We start from the raw sequence: 11,053 nt of genomic DNA, 5'->3' as shown, positions 1-11,053 counted from the left end.
ACCTTGGAGAGACACATGAAAGTATTGGTGGTGGACGACGACGTCGTCTCGCGCATGGTATTGATGCACCTGATCGACAGTTGCGGCAGCTTCGACATTGTCGAGGCGGAGGACGGCGTGGACGCCTGGGAGCAGCTGGAAAACGGGCTGCGCCCGTCGATCTGCTTTTGCGACCTGCGCATGCCGCGCCTGTCCGGCATGGAGCTGCTGCAGCGCGTCAAGGGCGACGCCACCCTCAACACCATGCCGCTGGTGCTGGTGTCCTCGGCAACCGACCGCGAAACGGTGCAGCACGCAACCCAGTCGGGCGCGGCCGGCTACATCGTCAAACCGTTCCAGGCCGACCAGGTGCGGGTGCATTTGGGCGCCTACCTGGACCAGGCCGCCAGCGGCTACCAGCACCTGGCCGAAACGCCGCAGGCGACCGAGCGCCGGCTCGGCATCAACAGCGAGCGCCTGCTGGTCTACCTGGCCGGCTTCCAGCACCAGTTGACGGCGGCCAGCGGCGAGCTCGACGCGCTGCTGGCGCGCGGCGAACGGGACGAGGCGCAGGCGCGCGTCGAACGGCTGCAGGTCGGCTGCGTCACGCTCGGCCTGAGCGGCGGCGCGGCGGCGCTGGGCAGCTTCACGCCGGGCCTGCTGCTGAGCGAGACGCTGCAGCCGGTGCTGGCCGACGTGGTGCGCGCGGTGATCCACCAGGCCGGCCTGGTGCGCCAGCAAAACCTGCCCGCGTAAAAAAACCGGGGACAGACCACGATTTCCGGGAAAGTATTTCCCGGAAATCGTGGTCTGTCCCCGGTTTTTCCTCCCTTTTTCCTGCTGTGATTTGCCCGCTTGATGTTTGGATAGTTTAGGTTTAAAGTATCTGCTCGCAGGCCGAATCGATACGACGAACCGATACGCTTATCCAAAGCTCAGGGCAACCATGACCAGACCGACTGCCGCCGCACCCGCCGCCACCGCCTACACCGCCCACCTCGACCATTTCGCGCGCGAGCATTTGCCGCCGCCCGGGCAATGGCCGCAGATCCGCTTCGACCTGCCGTCGCTGCAGTACCCGGCGCGGCTGAACTGCGTCGGCGCGCTGCTCGACGCCGCCGTGGCCGACGGCGGCGGCGGGCGCGTCGCCATCTACGCCGACGCCGAGCAGTGGAGCTACGCCACCTTGCAGCGCAAGGTCAACCAGATCGCCCAGGTGCTGCGCGACGAGCTCGGCCTGGTGCCGGGCAACCGCGTGCTGCTGCGCGGCGCCAACAACCCGATGATGGCGGCCTGCCTGCTGGCGGTGCTGAAAAGCGGTTGCGTCGCGGTGCCGACCATGCCGCTGCTGCGCGCCAAGGAACTCGCCGCGATCATCGGCAAGGCGCGGGTCGACGCGGTGCTGTGCGCGGCCGGCCTGCGCGCCGAGATCGACGCCCTCGACGCCGCCCCGCCGACCGTCTGGTTCAACGACGCCGGCGCGGACGCGCTGGAGGCGCGCATGGCGGCGCACGACGGCCGCTTCGAGGCGCTCGACACCGCCGCCGACGACGTTTGCCTGATCAGCTTCACCTCCGGCACCACCGGCGTGCCCAAGGGCACCATGCACTTCCACCGCGACGTGCTGGCCATCTGCGACTGCTTTCCGCGCTCGACGCTGGAGTCGCAGGCCGACGACGTCTTCATCGGCACGCCGCCGCTGGCCTTCACCTTCGGCCTGGGCGGCCTGCTGCTGTTCCCGCTGCGCGTCGGCGCCGCCGCCGTGCTGCTGGAAAAGCTGACGCCGGAGACGCTGCTGCGGGCGATCGCGCGCTACCGCGCCACCATCTGCTTCACCGCGCCGACGTTTTACCGCCAGATGGCGCCGCTGGCGGCCAACTATGACCTGGCCAGCCTGCGCAAGAGCGTCTCGGCCGGCGAGGCGCTGCCGCTGGCCACGCGCGACAGCTGGCAGGGCGCCACCGGCCTGGCCATGATCGACGGCATCGGCGCCACCGAGCTGCTGCACATCTTCATTTCCGCCGCCGGCGCGCAAATCCGCCGCGGCGCCACCGGCAAACCGATCCCCGGCTACCAGGCCTGCATCCTCGACGCCGACGGCAAGCCGGTCGGCCCGGGCGTGGTCGGACGGCTCGCGGTCAAGGGCCCGACCGGCTGCCGCTACCTCGACGACGCGCGCCAGAACGACTATGTGCTGGACGGCTGGAACCTGACCGGCGACGCCTACGAGATGGACGCCGACGGCTATTTTTTCTACCGCTCGCGCACCGACGACATGATCATCTCGGCCGGCTACAACATCGCCGGGCCGGAGGTCGAGGAGGCCTTGCTGCGCCACCCGGCGGTGGCCGAATGCGGCGTCATCGGACGCGCCGACGAGGAGCGCGGCCAGGTCGTCGAGGCGCACGTGGTGCTGAAAAGCGGCTTCGACGCCTCCGAGCAGCAGGCCAGGGCGCTGCAGGAATTCGTCAAACAGCAGATCGCGCCGTACAAATACCCGCGCTCGATCAAATTCCAGGCGGCCCTGCCGCGCACCGAAACCGGCAAGCTGCAGCGCTTCAAGCTGCGCGCCGAATGAAAATGAGTCCAATATGAATATCGTTTGCATAGGCGGCGGCCCGGCCGGCCTGTATTTCAGCCTGCTGATGAAGAAGCAGAACCCGGCCCACCGCATCGTCGTCGTCGAGCGCAACCGCCCCTACGACACCTTTGGCTGGGGCGTGGTGTTCTCCGACCAGACGCTGGGCAACCTGGTTGGCGCCGACGAGCAGAGCGCCCGCGCGATCTTGCAATCGTTCAACCACTGGGACGACATCGACGTGCATGTCAAGGGCGCCAAGGTGCGTTCCGGCGGCCACGGCTTCTGCGGCATCGGCCGCAAGCGCCTGCTCAACATCCTGCAACAGCGCTGCGAGGAACTCGGCGTCGAACTGGTGTTCGAGACCGAGGTCCAGGACGACCAGGACATCGCCAAGGCCTACGGCGCCGACCTGGTGATCGCCTCGGACGGCTTGAACAGCCGCATCCGCACCCGCTACGCGGCCAGCTACCAGCCCGACATCGAGGCGCGCCAATGCCGCTTCGTCTGGCTCGGCACACGCAAGAAGTTCGACGCCTTCACCTTCGCCTTCAAGGAAACCGCGCACGGCTGGTTCCAGGCGCATATTTATCAATACGACGGCGACACCTCGACCTTCATCGTCGAGGCGCCGGAAGCCGTGTGGCGCGGCGCCGGCCTGGCCGACATGAGCGCCGAGCAGAGCGTCGCCTTCTGCGAGCAGTTGTTCGCCGACCAGCTCGACGGCCACGCGTTGATGTCGAATTCGCCGCACCTGCGCGGTTCGGCCATGTGGATCACCTTCCCGCGCATCGTCTGCGGCCAGTGGGTGCACTGGAACGGCGCCGTGCCGGTGGTGCTGATGGGCGACGCCGCCCACACCGCGCACTATTCGATCGGCTCCGGCACCAAGCTGGCGCTGGAGGACGCCATCGAGCTGGCGCGCTGCTTCGGCCGGCACGCCGGCGCGGCGCAGGCGCCAACCTTGGCGCTGGCCGACTACCAGGCGGCGCGGGCGATCGAGGTCATCAAGATCCAGAGCGCGGCGCGCAATTCGATGGAGTGGTTCGAGAACGTCGCGCGCTACAGCGCCATGGAGGCGCCGCAGTTCGCCTATTCGATGCTGACGCGCAGCCAGCGCCTGTCGCACGAAAACCTGCGCCTGCGCGACCCGGACTACGTCGCCGGCTACGAGCTGTGGCTGGCCGGGCGCGCCTGCGCCCAGGCCGGCGTGGCGCTGCCGGCCGGCGCGCGCGTGCCGCCGATGTTCACTCCCTTCAAGGCGCGCGGCCTGACGCTGAAAAACCGCATCGTGGTCTCGCCGATGGCGCAGTACAGCGCCGTCGACGGCGTCGCCGGCGACTACCACCTGGTGCACCTGGGCGCGCGCGCGCTGGGCGGCGCCGCCATGGTGTTCGCCGAAATGACCTGCGTCTCGGCCGACGCGCGCATCACGCCGGCCTGTCCCGGCATGTACGCGCCCGCGCACACCCAGGCCTGGAAGCGCATCGTCGACTTCGTCCACGCCGGCAGCGACGCGAAGATCGCCATCCAGCTGGGCCACGCCGGCGCCAAGGGTTCGACCCGCGCCATGTGGGACGGCATCGACCAGCCCCTGGAAGAGGGCAACTGGCCGCTGCTGGCGGCGTCCGAGCAGCAATACCTGGCCGGCGTGTCGCAGACCGCGCGCGCCGCCGACAGCGCCGACATGGCGCGCATCGAGGCCGACTTCGTGCGCGCCACGCTGGCCTCGGACCTGGCCGGCTTCGACTGGCTCGAACTGCACTGCGCGCACGGCTACCTGCTGTCGAGCTTTATCTCGCCGCTGACCAACTTGCGCGGCGACGAATACGGCGGCAGCCTGGAAAACCGCTGCCGCTTCCCGCTGCGGGTGTTCGCCGCGATGCGCGCGGCGTGGCCGCGGCACAAGCCGATGAGCGTGCGCATTTCGGCGCACGACTGGGTCGAAGGCGGCATCACGCCGGACGACGCGGTGCGCATCGCGCGCCTGTTCAAGGCGGCCGGCGCGGACCTGATCGACTGCTCGTCGGGCCAGGTCAGCAAGGCCGAGCGGCCGCTGTACGGGCGCATGTTCCAGACCCCGTTCGCCGACCGCGTGCGCAACGAGGCCGGCGTGGCGACGATGGCGGTCGGCTCGATCTTCGAGGCCGACCACGCCAACAGCATCATCGCCGCCGGCCGCGCCGACCTGTGCGCGGTGGGCCGGCCGCATCTGGCCAACCCGGCCTGGACCCTGAGCGAGGCGGCGAAAATCGGCTTCCACGCGCTGCCGTGGCCGAAGCAGTACCAGCCGGGCAAGCTACAGCTCGAGCGCAACCTCGAACGCGAGCGCCAGCTGGCCGCCGCCAACACCGGCTTGAGCCCGCAGCAAGTCGCGGCCAAGCTGCTGGAGGGTTGACATGGCGCCCCTCGCATTGGCCGGCAAGCACGCGCTGGTGACCGGGGCCGGGCGCGGCATCGGCCTGGCCTGCGCCCGCGCGCTGCTGGAACGCGGCGCCCGCGTCACGCTGGCCGGGCGCGACGGCGCCACACTGGCGGCCGCCGCGGCCGAACTGGCACCCCTGGGCGAGCTCGCCTGCGAGCGGCTCGACATCACCGACGAGGACGCGGTGCGGGCCGCCTTCGGGCGCGCCGCCGCGCGCTTCGGCCGCATCGACATCCTGGTCAACAACGCCGGCCAGGCCAGCTCCGCGCCGTTCGGCAAGACCGACGCGGCGCTGTGGCAGCAGATGTTGGCGGTGAACCTGACCGGCGCCTTCCACTGCATGCAGGCGGCGCTGCCGGGCATGCTGGAGGCGCGCTGGGGCCGCATCGTCAACGTCGCCTCGACCGCCGGCCTGGTCGGCTACCGCTACGTGAGCGCTTACGTCGCCGCCAAGCACGGCCTGGTGGGGCTGACGCGGGCGCTGGCGTTGGAGGTGGCGGCCAAGGGCGTGACGGTGAACGCGGTTTGCCCCGGTTACACCGACACCGACATCGTGCAGCAGGCGCTGGCCAACATCAGCGGCAAAACCGGCCGCAGCGAGGCCGAGGCGCTGGCCGAACTGGCCGCCGGCAATCCGCAAAAACGCCTGGTGCAAAGCGTTGAAGTGGCCGCCGCGGTGGCGTGGTTGTGCCTGCCCGAGTCGGCCGCCATGAACGGCCAATCGATCGCCGTCGCCGGCGGCGAAGTCATGTGAATAGATGAAGGTAAGCGCCCTTATGCCAGCCACACCCAACGACAATGAAGTGAGCGCCGGCTTACCCGACGACGACGGCGGCGCCGTGCTCGACCTGGCCAGCCGCCTGACGCAGGACCACCACCAGTCGCTCAAGCTGTGGCTGCGCATGCTCTCTTGCACGGTGAAGATTGAAAACGAGATCCGCAGCCGGCTGCGCTCGAGCTTCGACATCACGCTGCCGCGTTTTGATTTGATGGCGCAGCTGGAGCGCCACCCGGACGGGCTGCGCATGGGCGAGCTGTCGAAGCGCATGATGGTCACAGGCGGCAACATCACCGGCATCACCGACCAGCTTGAGACGGAGGGGCTGGTGCTGCGCGTGCCCGCCCCGAAGGACCGGCGCGTCTACAGCGTCAAGCTGACGGCGGCCGGGCGCGCCGCCTTCGCCACGATGGCCCAGGTGCACGAAGGCTGGATCGCCGAGCTGCTGCACGGCGTCTCGCCGCAGGACAAAACCCAGTTGATCGGGCTGCTGTCGCAGATGAAGCGCCAGCTCGACGACAACTAAGCAACATACATAAAGGACCACACCATGCGCTACCTCCCTGGCCAAGCCCAGCAACTGCCCGGCAACCGCGCCAGCGTGGCCGACTACCAGGCCGGCCATTTCCGCTTCGAGGTGGCCGGCGGCGTCGCTACGCTGACCTTGAACCGGCCCGAACGCAAGAACCCGTTGACCTTCGACTCCTACGCCGAGCTGCGCGAGCTGTTCCGCGCGCTGGCCTACGCCGACGACGTCAAGGCCGTCGTCGTCACCGGCTCCGGCGAGAACTTTTGCTCCGGCGGCGACGTGCACGACATCATCGGCCCGCTGACCACACTGGACATGCCGGGCCTGCTGGCCTTCACGCGCATGACCGGCGACCTGGTCAAGGCCATGCGCGCCTGTCCGCAACCGATCGTCGCGGCCATCGACGGCATCTGCGCCGGCGCCGGGGCGATGCTGGCGCTGGCCTCCGACATCCGCCTGGGCAGCGCGCGCAGCAAGACCGCCTTCCTGTTTACCCGGGTCGGCCTGGCCGGCTGCGACATGGGCGCCTGCGCGCTGCTGCCGCGGGTGATCGGCCAGGGCCGCGCCGCCGAGCTGCTCTACACCGGCCGCTCGATGTCGGGCGTGGAAGGGGAGCGCTGGGGCTTTTTCAACAGCCTGCACGAGCCCGGGGCGCTGCTGGCCGCGGCCCGGGCCTTCGCCGCCGGACTGGCCAACGGCCCCACCTTCGCCCACGGCATGACCAAGAAAATGCTGCAGCAGGAGTGGAACATGGGCATCGACGAGGCGATCGAGGCGGAAGCCCAGGCGCAGGCCATTTGCATGGCGACCAACGACTTCCACCGCGCCTACCACGCTTTCGTGGCGAAGGAAAAACCGCAATTCGAGGGGGATTGAGCATGAGCGATAAAACTTATCTGGACTGGCCGTTTTTCGAGCCGAAGCACGCCCAGCTCGAACGCGAGTTGGACGCCTGGGCCGCGCGGCACATCCACGACGTCCACGGCGCCGACGTCGACGCCGCCTGCCGCGCGCTGGTGCGCCAGCTGGGCCAGGCCGGCTGGCTCAAGCACGCCATCGGCGAGATCGACACGCGCGCCATTTGCCTGATCCGCGAAACGCTGGCGCGCCACGCCGGCCTGGCCGACTTCAGCTTCGCCATGCAGGGGCTGGGCTCGTGCGCCATCAGCCTGTTCGGCAGCGCCGCCAACAAAGACGCCTACCTGCCGCGGGTTGAACGCGGCGAGGCCATCGCCGCGTTCGCGCTGTCGGAGCCGCAGGCCGGCTCCGACGTCGCCGCGATGGCGTGCGCGGCGGTGGCCGACGGCGACGACTACGTGCTCAACGGCGAGAAGACCTGGATTTCCAACGGCGGTATCGCCGACTTCTACGTGGTGTTCGCGCGCACCGGCGAGGCGCCGGGCGCGCGCGGCATCAGCGCCTTCATCGTCGACGCCGCCACGCCCGGCTGCGAAGTGGCGGAGCGCATCCACCTGATCGCGCCGCATCCGCTGGCGCGGCTGCGCTTCGACCATTGCCGGATCCCGGCCAGCGCCCGCCTGGGCGCGCCGGGGCAGGGCTTCAAGGTGGCGATGGCGACGCTGGACGTGTTCCGCACCTCGGTGGCGGCGGCCGCGCTGGGCTTCGCCCGGCGCGCCTTCGACGCGGCGCTGGCGCACGCGACGCAGCGCAAGATGTTCGGCCAGACGCTGGCCGACTTCCAGCTGACCCAGGCCAAGCTGGCGCAGATGGCGACCGGCATCGACGCCGCCGCGCTGCTGACCTACCGCGCCGCCTGGCAGCGCGACCAGGGCCGCAAAGTCACCAAGGAGGCGGCGATGGCGAAGATGACGGCGACCGAGACGGCGCAACAGGTGATCGACGCGGCGGTGCAGCTGTTCGGCGGCCTGGGCGTGGTCAGCGGCCACCCGGTCGAATGCCTGTACCGCGAAATCCGCGCGCTGCGCATCTACGAGGGCGCCACCGAGGTGCAGCAACTGATCATCGCGCGCGAACTGCTGCGCGAGGCGCCGGCCAGCGAGCCGTCGTAGCGCCGGCGTGTGTCAGCGCCGCGCCGCGGTAGGAAAAGCGCCGGCTCTGCGCCGCTGGTTTAAGCTAGCGCGCAACATCCATATATAAGTAACACTGGAAAGGTTTGACATGGAATTTTTACAACCGCCCGGATGGGCCAGGCCGCGCGGCTACTCGAACGGCGTCGCCGCCAGCGGGCGCACGGTGTGCGTCAGCGGCATGATAGGCTGGGACGGGCAGGGCGTGTTCCACACCGACGACTTCGCCGGCCAGGTGCGCCAGGCGCTGCAGAACGTGGTCGAGGTGCTGGCCGAGGCCGGCGCCAAGCCGTCCGATATTGTGCGCATGACCTGGTACGTCGTCGACAAGCGCGAATACGTGGCCGCCTACCGCGACATCGGCGTCGCCTACCGCGAGTTGATCGGCCTGCATTTCCCGGCCATGACGGCGGTGCAGGTGGTGGCGCTGGTGGAGGACCGGGCCAAGGTGGAGATCGAAGTCACCGCCGTGGTGCCCGACCGGGCGGCGAAACGGCAAAACCGCGCGCCGTTTCCCCCTTGAGTAAATGTCAATGCCGGCGCCGCGCCACGCACTCTGTTGGCATTTTTCGTTAGCCTGTACAATAGCGACTCTTCAAGTGTGCCGCCATCGCACAATGGATAGTGCAACCCCCTCCTAAGGGGTAGATGTGGGTTCGATTCCCGCTGGCGGTACCACCGTTGTCCGCGGCCGCGATGCCGATATATGGCGCAGCAGGCGCGAGTGTCGGTACAATGCTCGCTTCATTCAACTAATCGGCCGGTATTTCGTCCCCAACGGAACGCGCCCGAGCACCTCTCACTTACTATGGCTGTCATCTCTCTTTCATCGGCGCAACTCGCGTTCGGTCATGTCGCGCTGCTCGATCACGCGGAATTCTCACTGGAAACGACCGAGCGCGTCGGCCTGATCGGGCGCAACGGCACCGGCAAGTCCTCGCTGCTGAAGGTCATCTCGGGCACGTTCAAGCTCGACGACGGTTTGTTGGTTATGCAGCAGGGCATCAAAATCGCCTATGTCGAGCAAGAACCGCAATTCGACCAGGAAATGTCGGTGTACAACGCCGTCGCCTCCGGCATGGGCGAGTTGCCGGCGCTGTTGCAGGAATACGACGCGTTGACCGGCCAGTTCGGCCAGGGCGACGACGAGGCGCTGATGGAGCGCATGCACGACATCCAGGTCAAGCTCGACGCCGGCGACGGCTGGAGCCTGCCGAACAAGGTCGAGACCGTGCTGGGCCGCCTGAACCTGCGCGGCGACATGCTGATGAAAACCCTGTCCGGCGGCATGCAGAAGCGCGTCGCGCTGGCGCGCGCGCTGGTGTCGGCGCCGGACGTGTTGCTGCTGGACGAGCCGACCAACCATCTGGATTTCACCTCGATCCTGTGGCTCGAAGGCTTGTTGCGCGACTACAAGGGCAGCGTGCTGTTCATTACCCACGACCGCAGCTTCCTCGACAACGTGGCGACCCGCATCATCGAACTCGACCGCGGCCGCCTGCTGTCGTACCCGGGCAACTTCACCGCCTACCAGGTGCGTAAGAGCGAGCAACTGGAGATCGAGGAAGTCGAGAACGCCAAGTTCGACAAGTTCCTGGCGCAGGAAGAGGTGTGGATACGCAAGGGCGTCAAGGCGCGCCGGGTGCGCGACGAGGGCCGCGTGCGGCGCCTGGAAGCCTTGCGCGTGACGCGCAGCGTGCGCCGCGAGCAGCAGGGCCAGGTCAAGCTGGACGTGTCGGCCGGCGAACGCTCCGGCAAGATCGTGGCGGAACTGGAAAACGTCTCGAAGTCCTACGGCGACAAGGTTATCGTCAAGGAATTCACCGGTACCATCCTGCGCGGCGACAAGGTCGGCCTGATCGGCGCCAACGGCGCCGGCAAGACCACGCTGCTGAAAATGATCCTCGGCCAGGAAGAGGCCGACAGCGGCACGATCCGCCTGGGCACCAAGCTGCAGGTGGCGTATTTCGACCAGATGCGCACCCAGCTCAACGAGGAGGCGAACCTGATGGAAACGATCGCCCCGGGCAGCGACTGGGTCGAAATCAACGGCCAGCGCAAGCATGTGATGACCTATCTGAACGATTTCCTGTTCGCGCCGGAGCGCGCCCGCTCGCCGGTGAAGTCGCTGTCCGGCGGCGAGCGCAACCGCCTGCTGCTGGCGCGCCTGTTCGCCAAGCCGGCCAACGTGCTGGTGCTCGACGAGCCGACCAACGACCTCGACATCGACACGCTGGAATTGCTCGAGGAATTGCTGGAAGACTACACCGGCACCGTCTTCCTGGTCAGCCATGACCGCACCTTCCTCGACAACGTCGTGACCCAGGTGGTGGTCTCGGAGGGCGAGGGCAAGTGGCGCGAATTCGTCGGCGGCTACACCGACTGGGAGCGCGTGCGCACCATCGCGCCGGCCGCGCCGGCCAAGGCCGCCGCCAAGGCCGAGCCGGCCGCGACCCAGCCGGCCGCCGCCAAGCAGAAAAAGCTCAGCTACAAGGAGCAGCGCGAACTTGACGAGCTGCCGCTGCTGATCGCCAAGCTGGAAGACGAGCAGGCCGTCATCGCCGGCCAGCTGGCGCATCCGGATTTCTACAAGAAGACCCCGGCCGAGGGCAAGCGCTTGAACGCGCGCGTCGCCGAAATCGACGCCGCGCTGCTGGAAGCGCTGGAAAAGTGGGAAGTGATCGAGGCCCGCGCCAAGGGCTGAGGCGTGGGCGGG

Annotated in this window: 9 protein-coding genes and 1 tRNA gene; all 10 read left to right on the top strand. The window is 68.4% G+C overall.

Annotation, left to right across the window (positions count from 1 at the left end):
• Positions 1-15: 15 nt before the first annotated feature.
• The 10 genes from JANGC3_RS0112945 (at position 16) to JANGC3_RS0112900 (ending at position 11,041) form a co-directional block, all read left to right on the top strand.
• Positions 16-735, top strand: coding sequence for a response regulator (locus tag JANGC3_RS0112945; protein WP_017876915.1), 720 nt, complete (start codon positions 16-18; stop codon positions 733-735).
• Positions 736-925: 190 nt separating this feature from the next.
• Positions 926-2,557, top strand: coding sequence for an AMP-binding protein (locus tag JANGC3_RS0112940; protein ID WP_017876914.1), 1,632 nt, complete (start codon positions 926-928; stop codon positions 2,555-2,557).
• A 13-nt stretch (positions 2,558-2,570) separates the two neighbouring features.
• Entirely contained in the window at positions 2,571-4,955 is a 2,385-nt protein-coding gene (locus tag JANGC3_RS0112935; RefSeq protein WP_017876913.1) for a bifunctional salicylyl-CoA 5-hydroxylase/oxidoreductase, read from the top strand.
• 1 nt (position 4,956) lies between these two features.
• The gene (locus JANGC3_RS0112930) at positions 4,957-5,736 is read left to right on the top strand and encodes an SDR family NAD(P)-dependent oxidoreductase (protein ID WP_026132923.1); all 780 of its coding nucleotides are present in this window, start codon (positions 4,957-4,959) and stop codon (positions 5,734-5,736) included.
• A gap of 22 nt (positions 5,737-5,758) precedes the next feature.
• Positions 5,759-6,286, top strand: a complete 528-nt coding sequence (locus JANGC3_RS0112925) for a MarR family winged helix-turn-helix transcriptional regulator (protein ID WP_081611850.1) — start codon at positions 5,759-5,761, stop codon at positions 6,284-6,286.
• Positions 6,287-6,310: 24 nt separating this feature from the next.
• On the top strand, positions 6,311-7,165 hold the full coding sequence (locus JANGC3_RS0112920; RefSeq protein WP_017876910.1) for an enoyl-CoA hydratase family protein: 855 nt from the start codon (positions 6,311-6,313) through the stop codon (positions 7,163-7,165).
• A gap of 2 nt (positions 7,166-7,167) precedes the next feature.
• Complete coding sequence (locus JANGC3_RS0112915; protein ID WP_017876909.1) at positions 7,168-8,319, top strand: acyl-CoA dehydrogenase family protein; 1,152 nt, start codon at positions 7,168-7,170, stop codon at positions 8,317-8,319.
• A 109-nt stretch (positions 8,320-8,428) separates the two neighbouring features.
• Positions 8,429-8,860 carry a RidA family protein gene (locus JANGC3_RS0112910; RefSeq protein WP_017876908.1) on the top strand — a complete coding sequence of 144 codons (432 nt, stop codon included), beginning with the start codon at positions 8,429-8,431 and terminating at the stop codon, positions 8,858-8,860.
• A gap of 80 nt (positions 8,861-8,940) precedes the next feature.
• Positions 8,941-9,015 (top strand) — tRNA-Arg (locus JANGC3_RS0112905).
• Between the two features lie 130 nt (positions 9,016-9,145).
• Positions 9,146-11,041 carry an ATP-binding cassette domain-containing protein gene (locus JANGC3_RS0112900; protein ID WP_017876907.1) on the top strand — a complete coding sequence of 632 codons (1,896 nt, stop codon included), beginning with the start codon at positions 9,146-9,148 and terminating at the stop codon, positions 11,039-11,041.
• The last annotated feature ends 12 nt before the right edge of the window (positions 11,042-11,053 follow it).

Source organism: Janthinobacterium sp. CG3 (assembly GCF_000344615.1).
Lineage (GTDB): Bacteria > Pseudomonadota > Gammaproteobacteria > Burkholderiales > Burkholderiaceae_D > Janthinobacterium.
This window is presented reverse-complemented; position numbering and strand designations above follow the sequence as displayed.

Coding starts and splice junctions, on each gene's coding strand:
- JANGC3_RS0112925 (WP_081611850.1), top strand. CDS start 5,759: ATGCCAGCCACACCCAACGACAATGAAGTGAGCGCCGGCTTACCCGAC.
- JANGC3_RS0112935 (WP_017876913.1), top strand. CDS start 2,571: ATGAATATCGTTTGCATAGGCGGCGGCCCGGCCGGCCTGTATTTCAGC.
- JANGC3_RS0112945 (WP_017876915.1), top strand. CDS start 16: ATGAAAGTATTGGTGGTGGACGACGACGTCGTCTCGCGCATGGTATTG.
- JANGC3_RS0112900 (WP_017876907.1), top strand. CDS start 9,146: ATGGCTGTCATCTCTCTTTCATCGGCGCAACTCGCGTTCGGTCATGTC.
- JANGC3_RS0112930 (WP_026132923.1), top strand. CDS start 4,957: ATGGCGCCCCTCGCATTGGCCGGCAAGCACGCGCTGGTGACCGGGGCC.
- JANGC3_RS0112940 (WP_017876914.1), top strand. CDS start 926: ATGACCAGACCGACTGCCGCCGCACCCGCCGCCACCGCCTACACCGCC.
- JANGC3_RS0112920 (WP_017876910.1), top strand. CDS start 6,311: ATGCGCTACCTCCCTGGCCAAGCCCAGCAACTGCCCGGCAACCGCGCC.
- JANGC3_RS0112910 (WP_017876908.1), top strand. CDS start 8,429: ATGGAATTTTTACAACCGCCCGGATGGGCCAGGCCGCGCGGCTACTCG.
- JANGC3_RS0112915 (WP_017876909.1), top strand. CDS start 7,168: ATGAGCGATAAAACTTATCTGGACTGGCCGTTTTTCGAGCCGAAGCAC.